Source organism: Glaciecola sp. G7-5, from assembly GCF_055808975.1.
In genome coordinates this window covers 2,551,822-2,567,979 of sequence record NZ_CM147892.1, presented here as the reverse complement: position 1 = coordinate 2,567,979, position 16,158 = coordinate 2,551,822, and the positions used below count along the sequence as shown (strand labels likewise).

General features: G+C 42.4%; 14 protein-coding genes. 2 read left to right on the top strand and 12 right to left on the bottom strand.

All coding sequences use genetic code 11. From position 1 onward, the window contains the following. Nucleotides 1-20: 20 nt before the first annotated feature. The gene (locus AC0L6H_RS11300; RefSeq protein ID WP_473394419.1) at nucleotides 21-1,790 is read left to right on the top strand and encodes a VCBS domain-containing protein; all 1,770 of its coding nucleotides are present in this window, start codon (nucleotides 21-23) and stop codon (nucleotides 1,788-1,790) included. Nucleotides 1,791-2,090: 300 nt separating this feature from the next. Then, a complete protein-coding gene (locus AC0L6H_RS11295) occupies nucleotides 2,091-3,035 on the top strand; it encodes an exopolyphosphatase (RefSeq protein WP_473394519.1) in 945 nt (314 codons plus the stop codon). A gap of 171 nt (nucleotides 3,036-3,206) precedes the next feature. Here AC0L6H_RS11295 and AC0L6H_RS11290 read toward each other — a convergent pair whose 3' ends face one another. From AC0L6H_RS11290 to hscB, 12 genes are all read right to left on the bottom strand, one after another. Beyond that, the gene (locus tag AC0L6H_RS11290; protein ID WP_473394417.1) at nucleotides 3,207-3,908 is read right to left on the bottom strand and encodes an FkbM family methyltransferase; all 702 of its coding nucleotides are present in this window, start codon (nucleotides 3,906-3,908) and stop codon (nucleotides 3,207-3,209) included. Nucleotides 3,909-4,095: 187 nt separating this feature from the next. Further along, entirely contained in the window at nucleotides 4,096-5,154 is a 1,059-nt protein-coding gene (locus AC0L6H_RS11285; RefSeq protein WP_473394416.1) for a mechanosensitive ion channel family protein, read from the bottom strand. A gap of 8 nt (nucleotides 5,155-5,162) precedes the next feature. Beyond that, nucleotides 5,163-6,608, bottom strand: a complete 1,446-nt coding sequence (gene der / locus AC0L6H_RS11280) for a ribosome biogenesis GTPase Der (RefSeq protein ID WP_473394414.1) — start codon at nucleotides 6,606-6,608, stop codon at nucleotides 5,163-5,165. 111 nt (nucleotides 6,609-6,719) lie between these two features. Then, nucleotides 6,720-7,955: an outer membrane protein assembly factor BamB gene (gene bamB / locus AC0L6H_RS11275; protein ID WP_473394517.1), complete on the bottom strand. Its 1,236-nt coding sequence runs from the start codon at nucleotides 7,953-7,955 to the stop codon at nucleotides 6,720-6,722. Then, the gene (locus AC0L6H_RS11270) at nucleotides 7,948-8,583 is read right to left on the bottom strand and encodes a YfgM family protein (protein WP_473394413.1); all 636 of its coding nucleotides are present in this window, start codon (nucleotides 8,581-8,583) and stop codon (nucleotides 7,948-7,950) included. Before AC0L6H_RS11270 ends, bamB begins: the two co-directional genes overlap by 8 nt. 112 nt (nucleotides 8,584-8,695) lie before the next feature. Further along, on the bottom strand, nucleotides 8,696-9,967 hold the full coding sequence (gene hisS / locus AC0L6H_RS11265) for a histidine--tRNA ligase (RefSeq protein ID WP_473394411.1): 1,272 nt from the start codon (nucleotides 9,965-9,967) through the stop codon (nucleotides 8,696-8,698). Nucleotides 9,968-10,065: 98 nt separating this feature from the next. Further along, entirely contained in the window at nucleotides 10,066-11,202 is a 1,137-nt protein-coding gene (gene ispG / locus AC0L6H_RS11260; protein WP_473394409.1) for a flavodoxin-dependent (E)-4-hydroxy-3-methylbut-2-enyl-diphosphate synthase, read from the bottom strand. After that, complete coding sequence (locus AC0L6H_RS11255) at nucleotides 11,202-12,305, bottom strand: RodZ domain-containing protein (RefSeq protein WP_473394408.1); 1,104 nt, start codon at nucleotides 12,303-12,305, stop codon at nucleotides 11,202-11,204. Before AC0L6H_RS11255 ends, ispG begins: the two co-directional genes overlap by 1 nt. Continuing rightward, complete coding sequence (gene pilW, locus AC0L6H_RS11250; protein ID WP_473394407.1) at nucleotides 12,298-13,443, bottom strand: type IV pilus biogenesis/stability protein PilW; 1,146 nt, start codon at nucleotides 13,441-13,443, stop codon at nucleotides 12,298-12,300. Before pilW ends, AC0L6H_RS11255 begins: the two co-directional genes overlap by 8 nt. A 49-nt stretch (nucleotides 13,444-13,492) precedes the next feature. Further along, entirely contained in the window at nucleotides 13,493-14,668 is a 1,176-nt protein-coding gene (gene rlmN / locus AC0L6H_RS11245; RefSeq protein WP_473394406.1) for a dual-specificity RNA methyltransferase RlmN, read from the bottom strand. A gap of 155 nt (nucleotides 14,669-14,823) precedes the next feature. Further along, on the bottom strand, nucleotides 14,824-15,255 hold the full coding sequence (gene ndk / locus AC0L6H_RS11240) for a nucleoside-diphosphate kinase (protein WP_473394405.1): 432 nt from the start codon (nucleotides 15,253-15,255) through the stop codon (nucleotides 14,824-14,826). A 340-nt stretch (nucleotides 15,256-15,595) separates the two neighbouring features. Beyond that, nucleotides 15,596-16,108 carry a Fe-S protein assembly co-chaperone HscB gene (gene hscB, locus AC0L6H_RS11235; protein WP_473394404.1) on the bottom strand — a complete coding sequence of 171 codons (513 nt, stop codon included), beginning with the start codon at nucleotides 16,106-16,108 and terminating at the stop codon, nucleotides 15,596-15,598. Nucleotides 16,109-16,158: the final 50 nt, after the last annotated feature.

Genomic DNA, 16,158 nt, shown 5'->3' with positions numbered 1-16,158 from the left:
CGTAATTAAGGAAATCTACAATGAAAAAACAATTCCTAACATTATCGGTTGTCGCCGTACTAAGCGCATGCGGCAGCGATAGTGACGATATGCAAACCACTCCCACACCAGCCGATATTTCAGGTGATCTTAGTGGCATAGCAACAAAAGCAGCAGACGCATCAGGTACGGTAAAAGTAAATGATGCGAATCCAGGTGAATCCTTGGTTTATCCAGAAAGTTTTACCGGTCAATACGGTATTTTCTCAATAAACGCAGCGGGTGAATGGGTCTACGAGCTGAATCAAGCTAATGAGCAAGTTATTGCTTTGGTTAGTTCTGCCGTGCCTTCCTTAACGGAATCACCATTTACCATCACAACCGCGGATGGTACAACGCAACAAGTAAATGTGACGATTGAAGGCATTGATGTACCTGCGAAGTTTGGTGGGGCAACCTTGTTCTCTGTATTTTTTGATGATGGAGAAGTAGAGTCAACCGTAACCGTAAGTGACGACAACCCTGCGGAAGCCGGCTTTGCACCAGATCAAACACCAACAGCCACATACGGCAGTGTGACATTTAATTCCGAAACGGGTCTTTATAATTACCAACTCGACCACAGCATAAGCGAAGTGTCAGCGCTTAACTATGTTGAAGAGACTAACGAACCGCCTACATTAGACGATACTTTTATTGTTCGTTCACTTGATGGCACAGAACAAATCGTAACGATTACTATTAAAGGTTCTCAATTAGTCGATGCTGATATAGATGGAGTACCAGGTGGCGTTGATGTTGAGCCTGCCGAAGGTGAAGAGCCTGTTTATAATCCTGATGTTTTCGTGAATATAAATGCTGGAGATGTTGAAGGTACACTAACCATTACCGATCCAAATTATGATCAAGAAAAGTTTGAAGTGCTAACTGACTTTACCACTACATACGGCACATTCTCAATCGATGAGTCAGGCGCGTGGACTTACGCTCTTAACGGAGAATTAGACGTAATAAAAAACCATAAAGGTGATGGTGTCACTTTACCGGATCCACTTTTGGACGAAGTTATGATCAGTGCTGTCGATGGCACATCAGCTATCATACCAATAACTATTACCCCATTAGTTGGTGGAAACTTAGCTGCTCAATTAGGTGATTCTGATGGTAACGATGCTAAGTGGTCCATCGATATAAGAGATAAAACAGATATCCAAGGTAAAGCATCATTTCTTGCAGTGTTCCCTGATGGCTCTACGAGAGATGCCAAACTTGTATTTAGTGGCCGGACTTGGAAAGGCAGGGAGTTACATAGGGTTTATTTAGCACTTACCGTTAGACAAAATGGCGAGCTTCGACTGAACAACGAAACCGGAAATGGTAGAACCCATACACTCGACAATACCGTTGAAAAAGGCGTACCGTTTTTAGTTGAGTTTACGTGGGATAGCTCACAGGGTACACCGGCTCAAGTATCACTTGCTATCGATGGTACATTAGTAACGTCTGATGCCATGACCTTTAATGAAGATGGTAGTTTTACATCAATGACAAGAGGCGCAGGTTTACAGAATGAAGGCCCTGGCTTTTTCGATGTGCAAACGAAAGGTGGTTCTCCGGTAATAATTGATGACTTCACGCTTTATTCTGATGTTGCGGGTACAACGGAAGTATTCAGTGAGACATTTGAGAGTGCAGACGATAACAACATCCTAGAAGGTAAAGTATTCATTCATGAGGACTTATATCGCGCGGGTTCAAATGGTTCAACCACAAACTCCACTTCTACGGCGGTACCTCTAACAAAACCTTAGGCTGTATTTGCTTACCTTCAGATACATAGTGATATAAATGCCAGTTAGCTCAGCTAACTGGCATTTTTTTATTCTTCAAATATTCGATTTTAGCTCCCCTAAACGGTAACTAGGTGCTCATAAAATATGAATCTATTCTACAAACTGCGTTAGGCATGCACGTGTGTATAAATTAAATATGTCACCCTACTCCTAAGTATATCATTCGATACCCAATTTTAGGCACGCATGAAGCACAATGCACCTACGAGATTCAGAGTGAAAATATAACGAAATTCTAGGAGTACGCACTTGTCAAGCATGGCCAAATTAGCAGAAAGTAAATATAGATTAGTAACGCGCAGCGATTTTGACGGCTTGGTATGCGCGGTGCTTTTAAAAGAACTTGATTTAGTTGATGAAATAAAATTTGTTCATCCAAAAGATATGCAAGATGGCATTATTGATATTAATGCTGGCGATATCACCACTAACCTGCCTTATGTCGAAGATTGCTATTTGGCTTTTGATCATCACTTAAGTGAAGTTAAACGCAGCGGTGACAAACCAAGCCACAACCATGTGATTGATGCAAAAGCTCCATCAGCAGCCCGTGTCGTATACGACTACTATGGTGGCAAAGACGTATTTCCTGCGGCTTGGGACGACATGATGGAGGCGGTAGATAAAGCAGACTCAGCGCAGTTTAGTCGTGACGAAATCCTAAACCCTGAAGGTTGGGTATTGCTTAATTATCTTATGGATAGCCGCACTGGCTTGGGCCGTTTTAGAGATTTCAGAATTTCAAACTATCAGCTTATGATGGATTTAATCGACTTTTGCCGCAACCATAGCATTGACGACATCATCGCCCTACCCGATGTACAAGAACGCGTACAATTGTACACAGAGCACGCCGAGAAATTTAAACAACAAGTCAATGAATGCGCAACCGTATATAACAACTTGGTCGTACTAGACCTGCGCGACCAAGAAACGATTTATGCGGGCAACCGATTTATGATTTATGCTTTATTTCCACAATGCAATATTTCAATGCACCAGATGTGGGGCTTTCAAAAACAAAACACGGTATTTGCCATTGGTAAGTCAATCCTCGATCGCAGCTCAAAAACCAACGTTGGCGACCTCTGCTTGCAGTTTGGTGGCGGCGGTCACATGGCTGCTGGTACTTGCCAAGTGGCTAACGGTTCGTGTGACGAAGTCAAACTCGATTTAATCAGACAAATAAACAAAGACGGTTAACACTACCCTACCCATTAGTATGGGCGCGACAGCGCGCTCATACACACTTCTAGTCGACTTCTTCCAACACGGCTATATAATTGCTATTACCTCTAAAATACTCACAGTCTTCGTAGTATTTTTCAATATATAATAGGCGCGAAGAAGGAAGGATTCGATATATCTTGTATCCTAGAGGAGACAGCAAATTCCAGAAGTCACGAAAGAAGGTTCTTGAATTAAGATTTGCGCAACCAAATTCAAAAGAAAGCGCTTTAATTTTTTCTTTTTCAAGCTTTGTTCTGCGCCCTTTAACGCATCCAGTTCATGTCCTTCAATATCCATCTTCATGAAATCAATGAACTCAATATTATAAGACTCAATGACGCTATCTATCGTAATTGCCTCTATATCAAATGAGCTAAACGTTTTATTTTTACAATAAGTATCTGTTCTTTGATGAAGTGACGCGACGCCAGCCGTTTCTCCAGATGTATAGACGGTTACTAAGCCCTTTTCTGAACTGACCGCGTTTGGAATCAGTGTTGCGTTTAATAACGGCAACTCTTTTAATAATTTTTGACAAGTCAGTTGCGGTTCAAACAAGAAAATTGTCGAACTTGGGTATGCTTTTTGAAACAAAAGTGACCAGTCGCCTATATTCGCGCCAACATCAAACAAGACAGGGTTGGGTGAGTTTATAACAGATTTTGCGGCGTTAACCTCAGTATCCATCGCCCATCCAGAGCCAGCGCCTTTGCCCAACAAAAAACAACAATAAGCTTCAAAAGTATTTGTGAAATTTTCGGTGATTGAGTTTGCAAATAATTGGCTTAAAGGACTTGATAATGTTTTCCCTAAACGAGTGGAAACGCTGTTTTTATATTCCTTCACTCTATTGCCCTTGCCAACAATTTGAACTTGATAATAGTTAATTCCAATGACAAAGTAAATCTTGATGTAATGCGCTTTCGCACAATAAATATTCACATTTAAGGTCAAACCGTTGCAATGATGGTATATCTGCTAACCAACTATACTAAGATCTCTACTTTGGGCTATAGCTAACTAATTGTTTTTACTATGTGCTTTTTGAGGATTCTGCGCTCGTAGTCATTTTCGCTAAGCTTGCCTCGGCAGAGGCAATCTTTGCTTCGAGCTTGTCTTTTTCTGCGGTCTTTTGCTCCTCACTTTTTGTTTCATCTGTGCTGTTGTTTGCAAGGCGTTCTTTGTAGTCAGCAAGCTTCGCTTGCAAATCCACGCGCTGCGTTTCAATTTTTTCCGCTTCTTCAGCTTTGTCAAATACCAAGGCTTCTTGTCCTACGGTCTCTTGGGTTGCCTTTACTTTGGCTTTCGCTACAAAGTGGTATGATGGGTCGACAGCGCGAGGAGCAATCATGTTTGGAGACATTATCTCAATATCATTTGCATGAAGTTCATCTAAGATAGCCGCATAGAGTTTTGACTCCGTGGTCAGCATACTCTTAGTGTCCTCCAGCATGCCCGAGACTTTATAATTTACTGAAAAGTTACCTAGTTCAGTAATATGAACATAAGCGTCACTCAAACCGGCAATTTCAGCGGCCTTTTGCAAGTGCCTTTCTATGAGGCCATGATGGATATCATAACCTAGTGACACTTCAGCGCTAATGATTGTGCCTGAACTACGAATCACCTCTACGGGGTTACTGATAAGAAAACTATTTGCGATATGAACCAGTGCTCGCTGGCGAGTCTGAATTTCAGTATCCAGCAAGCCTTTCTCACTGACCCGCCCCTCAAAACCAGCGCATCTAATGAAATCACCGGTTCGAAATGGCTTATTTAACCTAAGGACAAGCCCTGCCATTAAATTCGACACAATCGTGGTTGACGAAAAAGCAATCACACCCGACAACAATACGCCGAATAAGCCTAACAACTGATTGCGAGAGCTTTCACTAACAGGTAAGGCTAATACAATAATTATTATGGCAACAATACTGATTCCTAGCATTGTCAGTTGCTTAGGTAATCTTTCTTCCGCACTATTTTGCAGCGTTCGTAGTATCAATAACCAGCGAAATACTAAGACAATTGCAACCGTCAACACCAAGGTGATGATAAGGATTAGCCAGTCCTGAAAGATAAAGTTGTCCATATAATCGCTTATTTTTTCTTGTGGAAAGACAATAAACGCTTGCGTTTGCGCTCTTGTGTGAGAGTAAGCTTATTCTTTTTACCTTCAAATGGGTTGGCGCCCTCTCTAAATTCTATCTTGATTGGCGTGCCCATCACCGACAACGAACGACGATAATAATTGGTTAAAAAGCGTTTATAGGAATCGGGTAAATCTTTAACCTGGTTACCGTGGATAACGATAACGGGTGGATTATAGCCTCCAGCATGCGCATATTTCATTTTAACTCGTCGCCCTCGCACAAGCGGCGGCTGGTGGTCGCTTTGTGCCATTTCCATGATATCAGTAAGCATCGAGGTGTTTATGCGTTTTGTTGCAGACTCATAGGCTTCTTGTACAGATTCAAACAAATGCCCAACACCCGAACCATGTAAAGCAGAAATAAAATGTAGGCGTGCAAAATCAACAAAGCCCAAGCGGCGGTCAAGCTCTTTTTTTATCGCGTCTTTTGTATGGCTTTCAAGACCATCCCATTTATTTACCGCAAGCACTAACGAGCGCCCAGAATTAAGAATAAAGCCTAACAACGATAAATCTTGATCAGTAATGCCTTCGCGTGCATCTACCACTAGCAAGACTACGTTTGACTCTTCAATCGCTTGTAAGGTTTTTACAATAGAAAACTTTTCAACCGCATCAGATACTTTCTTGCGCTTACGCACGCCAGCGGTATCAATCAACACGTATTCACGGTCATCACGCTGCATAGGAATGAAAATACTATCGCGTGTGGTGCCCGGTAAATCATAAACGACAACACGTTCTTCGCCTAGTATCCGGTTGGTTAGCGTAGACTTACCAACATTGGGTTTACCGACAATGGCCAACTTAATTGGTTGCGCTTGAAGCTGTTTAAGCCGTTCTTCTGCGTTGGTCTCTTCTTCTTCAAGGGAGACCGGCGCGATATGCATGTCTGCAAAACTTTCATCAAGCGGCGATAACACCGCATCAATTAATTTAGAAACACCACGACCATGGGCCGCAGCAATTTGCAGTAAGCTTGCCATGCCTAAAGTATAAAAGTCAGCACTTTCGCTATCACCGTCTAAGCCGTCGACTTTGTTAACCACGACATGCACCGGTTTTTCTTGCTTACGCAGGTGCTCTGCAATACCAATGTCGGGAGCCGTTAGACCGTCTCTTGCATCAACTAAGAACAACACAACATCTGCTTCTTCGATGGCGAGCAAAGACTGCTGAGCCATTTCTGCATCTATACCGGCTTCATCCCCACTAATCCCTCCGGTATCTACCACGATAAACTGCCGCTCTTCGTATTTTGCAGTACCATACTTGCGGTCCCGGGTGAGACCAGGAAAGTCTGCCACTAAGGCGTCTCTGGTATTCGTTAAGCGGTTAAATAGGGTAGATTTTCCAACATTTGGACGCCCAACAAGGGCTATTACAGGTAACATGTTCTTCTCAAATTAGATAAATAGTAAATGGCGAATACAAAAACGCCAATGGCATAACCATTGGCGAAGTTTAATCGCATTAAGTATGTAGCGCAAATTAGATTCTAGCGCTTATTCTGGTACTTTCAGCAAACTGATTTCACCATCGCGTGTTTGCACTACAAATTTTCCATCAACAAACACTGGCGCATTGTAAAGCGCGGTGTCTTCTTCACCATCGCCAATTTCTATACGCGAAACATATTTGCCCTCATCCTGCGTGAAAAAGTGCAGGTAACCAAATTTATCGCCGATGGCAATGTAATCGCCTACGGGTGTTGCGGTGGTTAAGTTTCTTCTGCGCAGCTCGCCGTTTGACCACAACTCAATACCGTTGCGTCTATCGATTGCATAAATATTACTGTTATTGTCGGTAACAAATAAACGATTGCCTGAAATACTGACATTACGATATGACGCATATTCGCGACTCCAAATAACGTTACCAGAACGAAGTTCAACCGCGGCTAGTGAACCGCCATAAGACACTAAGAATATGGTGCCGCCAAAAACCAGCGGTTTAGAATCAATGTCAACGATGCGGTCAAGCTCTGTAGCGCCGGTTGGCTTTGCTACTATTGCTTCCCACGCGGTCAAACCAGAATCAATAATATTGACTCTAACGCGACCATTTGCAAGGCCAACGATCGCACCACCTGAAACCGCTGCAGGTGCTGATATGCCGCGCAAGGTCAGTGGCGGAACGTCTGAGTCATTTTGCCACTTAATTTCGCCGCTTTCTGCGTCAAGGCCAAGTAAAGAACCTGAAACTGTATTCACAACCACAATATTTGAATCAACCACCGGCTCTGCAATTACTTCACTTGGCACTTTAGTTTGCCAATTAATTTCGCCATTTTCTTGATTTAGTGAGTAAACAACACCGTCTTCAGTACCAAAAAATACCGCGTTATTAGTGGCAGTTAAACCACCTGATATTTTTGCCGATACTGTGCCAGCAAATAAACCATAAGCGTTCGTAAACGAACTCTCTTTGCTTTTGCGGCTAATGTTAGTAGACCAAATTTCTTTACCATCGTCAGGATTCAAAGCAACGATTTCGCCCTCTCGGTCAGCGGCAAATATTTTTCCATACGCTACTGCTGGCGATAATCTTGAAAAGTAATTCTCTACGCCATCACCAACCGACTTAGTCCAGACTACTTCAGGCTGAAAGGCCATGGAAATGTCGGGTAGCTTCCTAATCTCTTTTTCTTCATCATCTTCAAACCAGCCGCTGATGGTCGCACAGCCACCTAAGCCAAGCGCAAACGCAACGACTAGGAGTGATTTGGCAGAACTATTCAACACTGTCACCCGCTACATTAGTTTTGGCAAAGGCAATATTATCGCGCTTCATTTTAATGGTGCTGTTATTTGGTGTAAGCGCCATTGCTTGGATGTAAGCATCTTTAGCAGCGTCAAAATCGCCCTTTGCTAGCAAAGCATCACCACGAAGTTCTTCTACTTGGCCTTTAAATGACTCTGAAGCTACAGCATCTAAAACACTCAATGCTTGGTCAGTTTCGTCAAGTTGTAAATGCACATTAGCTAAGCGTAAACGTGCCACATCTGCTATCACAGTGTCACCGCTAATGACTTTTTGCAAATGCGTTTTGGCGCCTTCAAAGTCTGCCTTGTCAACCGCGTCATTCGCTAATATTAGCGACGCCAATGGTGCATAACCACTACCGTCTTCTTCATTTACAAAAGCAGTGAGCTTGTCGTTACTTTCATCGTTGACTAGCGTTTCTAAGCCAGCGCCATAGGCAGAAGAAGCGCTTTCTTTTGCTTGGAGTTGTGAATCGTTATAGTAACGCCAACCCCACAACAAACCTAAGCCAATCACTGCACCTGCAATAATCGCTACACCGTTGTCTTTCCAGAATTGCTTAATGGCTTGTACTTGTTGTTCTTCGGTTTCGTAACCTATCATCTCAACGCTATCCTTTTATCACTTCTTGAAGCTTAACTACTTCTTTATATTAGGTTTATACAACTATTCGTTTGTCTATTGTTTGGCGTTATTCATCAAACTATTCTCTAAACTAATGGATATCCGCCAGAATTTCCAACAAAGCTTGTTCACTTACTTGTTTTTGTGCTTGGTCTTTGCGTAACCATTTAACGCCAAACACCTTATTCTCTAATTCGCTGTCGCCAATAACGATGGCTATCTGTGCACCGCTGGCATCAGCCTTCTTAATCTGTTTTTTAAAGTTTGAACCGCCACAATGCATTTGCACTTTCAAAAATGAAAACTGATCGCGTAAGCGTTCTACCAACATCAATGCAGCTAATTCAGCTTTATCGCCCATAGCGCATACATACACATCGGCATGATTGCTTAGCGCTTCTTCTTGGGTCGATTCAACAAGCAAAACCAAGCGCTCTAAGCCCATTGCAAAGCCCACTGCTGGCGTAGCTTTTGCACCTAATTGCTCAACTAAACCGTCATAACGACCACCGGCACAAATAGTACCTTGTGCACCCAGTACATCGGTAACCCATTCAAAAACGGTGCGATTATAATAATCTAAACCACGAACCAATGCAGGATTTACCCGATATTGGATGCCTAAAGCGTCTAAACGTTCACATAATTTTGTAAAATGTTGCCCCGACTCATCATCTAAGTGATCAATGAGCTTAGGCGCATTTGCCACAATGCGTTGTGTGGCTTTATCTTTTGAGTCAAGAATGCGCAATGGATTACTATCAAGCCTGCGCTTACTGTCTTCATCTAATGCATCTTTATGTTGTGTTAAGTAGTCTACCAACAGTTGACGATATTCGGCTCGTGCTTGTGTATTGCCTAAGGAATTAATTTGTAATTCGACTTTGTCGCTTATCCCAAAGGCTTTCCATAAACGAGCGCCCATCAAAATCATTTCAACATCAATATCTGGCCCTTCAAAGCCAAAAGCTTCCATCCCTAGTTGATGAAATTGGCGATAACGACCTTTTTGCGGGCGTTCATGCCTAAACATTGGCCCCATGTACCAAAGACGTTGCTGTTGATTGTATAGAAGGCCGTGTTGTGTACCTGCGCGTACAGCACACGCGGTGCCTTCTGGGCGTAGCGCTAAACTATCGCCATTGCGGTCCTCAAAGACGTACATTTCTTTTTCAACAATGTCGGTGGCTTCACCAACAGAACGTTTAAATAAATCGGTGCTTTCGACTATAGGCGTGCGAATTTCATGATAATGATAGCTGTTAGCCAACTCTCGAATACGCGCCTCTACAAACTGCCATACAGGTGTTTGCGAAGGTAAGCAGTCATTCATACCGCGAATTGCTTGGATAGTTTTTGCCACGGGTCACTCAAGTTTCTGATAAAGCGCGATAGTATAAGGATTTTGAGACGTGGGGTAAAGCAAATAAGCGCGTTAAACGCGCTTATCAGATGCTTTGATTAGTCACTATTTGACACAGCAACATTAATTCGATTGTTTTCATCTAGCATTGCTGATTTCGCTTTCACTTTCGCGCGTATTTTTTGCTCTAGTTTATCAACAAGTTGGTCATTGGCGAATCGTTCTCTTTGGCGCACACCGTCTTCATAAAAACCACTCATATTACGTGCACCGGTCAAGCCTATATCTGAGATTTCAGCTTCGCCTGGACCATTAACTACACAACCAATGATTGAGACATCAAGTGGCATAATAATATCTTCTAACCTTTGTTCAAGCGCGTTCACAGTGCTAATTACGTCAAACTCTTGTCTTGAACAACTAGGACACGCTATGAGGTTAATCCCTCGCGAGCGAATTCGTAAAGACTTTAGAATATCAAAAGCAACTTTAATTTCTTCTACCGGATCGGCCGCTAGTGATACACGTAGGGTATCACCTATTCCTTCAGCTAGTAGCATGCCTAAACCGACCGCGCTTTTTACTGAACCTGAGCGCAATCCACCCGCTTCAGTAATACCCAAATGTAATGGTTGGTCAATCTGTTTTGCTAACAGTCTATATGCGCCAACGGCTAAAAACACATCCGATGCTTTAACCGATACTTTGAATTGATCAAAATTAAGCTTGTCAAGGATGTCAACGTGACGCATCGCTGATTCTAATAAGGCTTCAGGCGTCGGCTCTTTATACTTTTCTTGCAAATCACGTTCGAGTGAACCGCCATTTACGCCTATTCGAATAGGAATGTTATTATCGCGCGCACAATCTACAACACTTCTCACGCGGTCAATATTACCAATGTTTCCCGGGTTAATACGTAAACAATCGACACCGTATTCAGCCACTTTAAGTGCAATTCGATAATCAAAATGAATGTCAGCGACAAGCGGAATAGTGACTTGTTGTTTAATCAGCTTAAATGCTTCAGCCGCGTCCATGGTAGGTACCGACACGCGCACTATATCTGCGCCAACCGCTTGGATGCGATTTATTTGCGCAACGGTCGCTGCAACATCGGTAGTTTCAGTATTGGTCATCGATTGTACGGCTATTGGCGCACCATCACCAATAGCTACATTACCAACATTAATTCTGGTCGATTGACGACGTTTTATAGGTGACTCTGCAAACATTACTCACTCTCTACAGACAATAAGAAATTGGCGGTTTTGGTCGCCGGGTGTACGCTCATATCAACTTCTTTACCACCAAAGTTGATTGCTACGCTTTGCGGCGCTCCTAAAATAACGCTGATAGGCGGTAGACCTGATATACTCATCACGCGGCCTTTTGCTTTCACACCTACAGCAATGATTTCATCGTTGACGTCTTTAATACTAACCCAACAATCGTCGTCAAAGGTAAACACCATGTCAACTGTACCGTCTGAATTTATGCTAACGCCATTGACCGTTTCTGTTGCACCGCTCGCACCCTCGCCAAGCGCTGCAGTGTCATTAATAAGATTGTTAGCCTCATCTTCAAGCGCATCACTGGCGTCGCCTATGATCTCTTCTCCATCTTCGCTAAGTGTCGCGCCGGCTTCTTGTGCTTCATCAATTTCTTCACTCAAGCTAGATTGTGCATCTTCAATAGCATTGACAACTTCTTCAGGAATAGCTGGCCCTGTATCTTGACGCATAAGGCCAGATTCTTCATTCAAATTTAAAGTATCTAAGTCAGCTTCCTGCTCGTCAGCTTCATCACCTTCATTTTGTGCTTGTTGCTCTGATTCACTAAATAGACTATCAAATGTCTTTGATACAAAACTTTGTGAGTCAGCCAGTGAGTCTGACTGCTGCCACCACCAACCAATAACCGAACCCAAAACTAACAATACGATGACGATAGTCACCATATTCCACTTGTGGTCATCGGCTTCTCTTGACACTCTTCTAGAAAAGCTTTGCAATTTGGCTGGCTGATTGTCTTGTGTATGCAGCATATCGTATGCGTCAAGCAAAGGCTGCACTTCTAAATTAACCAACTTAGCGTACAAACGAACATAGCCCTTATTGAAGGTCACCGATACGCCTTGTTCTAAAGCATCCTCTTCTACCGCTTTTACGCTAGGTAAACGCAGATGCAGCCTGTCAGCGACTTGCTGACTAGTCAAACCCAATGCTTCTCTTGCCTTAACTAATTGCTTCCCTGGACTGTTTTCAAATGCAACTTCTGGTGACGCTGTTTCTTGCGGTGTTTGAGCCTTTCTTGATCGTTTTTCTTCTTTACTCATTTGTTTTTGGATCCCCTACCCACAACTTAGTGCCAATTGAAATAGATGAAGCGTCATCTATGTCATTCCATTCTAGCAGTTTTATCACCTTTACATTGTATTTCAATGAAATACGGTACAAGTTTTCTTTCGGCTTTACGATATGAAACGGACGACCCGCATTATTTACTATATCATCAGTGCTATCAAGATTTACCGCACTGCTTGTATCATCAACTTCTTCTACACGGCTCGCTGGCTGTTCTACTTCAACACTGCTTTGTACATCAACGGGGTTTACAGGTTCACTTTTTTGTTCACTTGTAGCGACTGTGCTGACAGGAGTTTGTGAAATGCTCCTATTTTTTTGAGTTACCGCCATGCCTGGGGCAAGTGTCCCTACTAGCGCTTTTGCTTTTGCTGTATTTGGACTATCTGGGTACAAACGTTTTAGCAATGCTACATATTCAGCAGAGGCAGGCAGGTCTCCTTGCCCCTGTGCGATTTGGAATGACAACCATAATGAATCCGCGTTAACACTAGCGTTACGCTCATATTTCCATAAGGATTTCTTAGCTAAGTCCCATTGACCCGTTTGGGTGTAGAGCTGCGATAAATACAACAAACTAGTCGCTCGCGTAGGCTGATGATTTAGGGCACTATTAAAGTAGGTAATTGCTTCTTCTACTTTACCTTGGCTTTCGCTACAAATGGCTAAGTTCTCATAAGTTTCGGCCGTAGATACATAACTTTTGTCATCCACAGCTTCTAAAAACAATCGCTTGGCTTCATCGTAATCACCTTGTTTACATAAAAACGCACCATAACTGTTCAGAATGTCAGGGTCGTCTTGTGACAAAGAAATAGCTTTTTTAAAGTACTCGTGAGCACGCTCATTCTCATCAACTTGTTGGTAATAAAACGCCATCGCATAATTTGCTTGACCTGAACGCGGATTAAACTCTAAGGCCTTGTCTAGGTTGAATTTTGCTTGGCTAAAATTGCCGTTTTTTAAATAGGTTAAGCCTAAACTTACGCGCGTTTTTGCCGCTTCGACTCTGTCAAAATCTCCGGTCCCAGTAAATCCCTTTTCTACCGGCTGTGATGTACAGGCCACCAACATTATTATTGCTATAATTACAGACAGTTTCTTCAACATAGACATTTTACCTTTATTCGTCGGCACAAGTGCAGACTCGTTTATGGATTTATTCAGACACCCTTACAGAAATAGGTTTGCCTTGCATTTGCTTTTTCAATAATCGTTTTGTCCTATCGACTACATCACCGACTAACTGACCACAAGCAGCATCAATATCATCACCCCTGGTTTTGCGTACAACGGTAGTAAACCCGTAGCTCATTAACACTTTCGAAAATCTATCAATTCTTGAATTGCTCGAACAGGTATATGGCGAACCGGGGTATGGATTAAAAGGAATAAGGTTTATTTTACTCGGTGTATCTTTAAGTACTCGTGCTAGTTCGTGAGCCTGGTCGGTACTATCATTAATGCCGTTGAGCATCACATATTCAACCGTAACACGACCTTGATTCGCCTTTGATTTAGCTAAGTAGCGTCTTACCGCCGCTAAGAACTCCTCAATAGGATACTTTTTATTTACTGGTACAATTTCATCACGCAAAGTATTGTCAGCAGCATGCAATGAAATGGCTAAAGCGACGTCAATCTGGTCACCAAGCATATCAAGTGCTGGCACCACACCAGAGGTCGACAATGTTACCCTGCGTTTTGACAAGCCGAAGCCAAAATCATCGAGCATGATGTCCATAGCCGGAACAACATTCTTTAAATTAAGAAGAGGCTCACCCATTCCCATCATAACCACATTGGTAATAGGTCGTTGCGAAGTGTCCTTTGAAAGACCTATAAAGGTAGCCACTCGCCATACTTGACCGATGATCTCAGCCACAGAGAGATTACGATTAAACCCTTGTTGAGCGGTTGAACAAAACGTACATTCAAGTGCACAGCCAACCTGAGAAGAAACACATAGCGTTGCGCGATCGGTTTCGGGGATCCAAACCGTCTCAACTTCTTGTCCACCATCTAAAATAATAGCAAATTTAATCGTACCGTCAGTGGCTTGCTGATGTTCAGAAATTTCTGGAGCCCGCACTTCACATTGATTAATGAGTTTTGTGCGCAAGGTTTTATTTAAATTGGTCATTTCATTGAAGTCAGATTTACCTTCTTGATATATCCACTTCATCACTTGTTCAGCTCGAAAAGGCTTTTCACCAATACTAGCAAAGTACTCTCGTAAACCTTTGCGATTGAAATTGAGTAAATTTACCTTTTTTGCAGGTATTGCCTGGCTACTATCGCTAGTTTCTGAGGCATTTTGAACATTGACCGACATTGAGCACCTTTAGTTAACGCTATAATATTGTTTGTACAAATTGGCTAAACTACAGATAAACCAATTGATTACTAGTTTTTGACACTCGCAATAATAAATATAATCTAATGCAAAAAGGGAGCCAACGCTCCCTTTTTTTGACAATTACGTATTGCTTAGCGTGTACGTGGGCAAATTTCTTCGTCAGAGAAGAAAAACGCGATTTCGCGTGCTGCAGATTCTGGCGCATCTGAACCATGCACTGCATTTTCGTCAATTGACGCCGCGTAATCAGAACGTAGTGTGCCGGCAGCAGCGTCGCTTGGGTTAGTTGCGCCCATAATTTCGCGATTTTTAACTACAGCATTATCACCTTCTAAGACTTGAACCATAACAGGACCTGAAGTCATGAAATCCACTAACGCACCAAAAAATGGACGTTCTTTGTGCTCAGCATAAAAACCTTCTGCTTTATCTCTACTTAAATGAAGCATTTTCGAAGCGACAATGCGCAAGCCTGCTGATTCAAAGCGATTGTAAATTGCGCCGATTGCGTTTTTAGCAACTGCGTCAGGTTTGATTATCGAAAATGTACGTTCTAAAGCCATGTTGAATTCCTATATATCGTATTTTATATATGTTTATTGCCTGTGCGCTATGTCTATTGCTTCTCATTTGCCTATTAATAAGGCATAAACCACATAATGCTCGACGAAGTCTTTTGGTAGCGCGCGATTATATGCAAGTTAAGCACAAAACACTAATCTAATTTTTGGTAATGCTGTTCACGAGACTGATTAATTGAATATTTGGCTACCTTTACTAGAAAGTATACCGCTGTACTCATATTGTAACTGCCTAACTAAGTATCGTCTACTGGCTGTCCTGCCAGTGCTAATTTTATTGTCTTTTTGGCCGCATCCGTTTTGCATCTACTTACTGTTCTTTTTATCTATTTAAATTTTGCTCACGTGCTTTCGCTTCGCTCGCTAACTTTTTTAGAAACTTAAGTTTGCTTAGCTCAAGCCCTGCAAGTTTATTTTTTGCCTCATCACTTGTTTGCAAATGCATAGTAATTCTATCGATGTAATCAGCTATAGAGTCTGAAATGGTGCGATTAAGGGCTTCGAGTTTAGCCGGTTCATTAGCACTGGCAAGTGCCTCGCGTAAATCCATTTGCTCCATTAAAAATGCCGTGTCGCCTATCGTCTCTTGTTCGCTGGGTAGTTCAACCCCTCTTAGTTCAATCAAATGCTCACCGCGTAAGATCATATCTTTTAATACATAATAGCCATCGCTGATTTGGGCATTCTTTTGTATGTGCATACGCTTTTGTTGATCGCTAGCATTTGCAAAACGATCAGCTTGTGTCAAGCGTTGGAGTGTTTTGTATCGTTGCTCGAGTGTGACTAGGTCAATCTGATACTGAGGTTCAATATCAAAAAGTGAAAAATAATTCATGCTTTGTACGCTTATTAAGATGTAAAGACGACCATTGCTTCGCCGGTTAT

What these genes read in the sequence shown, in the direction of transcription:
- AC0L6H_RS11300 (WP_473394419.1), top strand. Translation starts at nt 21, where the DNA reads ATGAAAAAACAATTCCTAACATTATCGGTTGTCGCCGTACTAAGCGCA.
- AC0L6H_RS11295 (WP_473394519.1), top strand. Translation starts at nt 2,091, where the DNA reads ATGGCCAAATTAGCAGAAAGTAAATATAGATTAGTAACGCGCAGCGAT.
- AC0L6H_RS11285 (WP_473394416.1), bottom strand. Translation starts at nt 5,154, where the DNA reads ATGGACAACTTTATCTTTCAGGACTGGCTAATCCTTATCATCACCTTG.
- der (WP_473394414.1), bottom strand. Translation starts at nt 6,608, where the DNA reads ATGTTACCTGTAATAGCCCTTGTTGGGCGTCCAAATGTTGGAAAATCT.
- AC0L6H_RS11270 (WP_473394413.1), bottom strand. Translation starts at nt 8,583, where the DNA reads ATGATAGGTTACGAAACCGAAGAACAACAAGTACAAGCCATTAAGCAA.
- ispG (WP_473394409.1), bottom strand. Translation starts at nt 11,202, where the DNA reads ATGTTTGCAGAGTCACCTATAAAACGTCGTCAATCGACCAGAATTAAT.
- AC0L6H_RS11255 (WP_473394408.1), bottom strand. Translation starts at nt 12,305, where the DNA reads ATGAGTAAAGAAGAAAAACGATCAAGAAAGGCTCAAACACCGCAAGAA.
- pilW (WP_473394407.1), bottom strand. Translation starts at nt 13,443, where the DNA reads ATGTTGAAGAAACTGTCTGTAATTATAGCAATAATAATGTTGGTGGCC.
- rlmN (WP_473394406.1), bottom strand. Translation starts at nt 14,668, where the DNA reads ATGTCGGTCAATGTTCAAAATGCCTCAGAAACTAGCGATAGTAGCCAG.
- ndk (WP_473394405.1), bottom strand. Translation starts at nt 15,255, where the DNA reads ATGGCTTTAGAACGTACATTTTCGATAATCAAACCTGACGCAGTTGCT.
- hscB (WP_473394404.1), bottom strand. Translation starts at nt 16,108, where the DNA reads ATGAATTATTTTTCACTTTTTGATATTGAACCTCAGTATCAGATTGAC.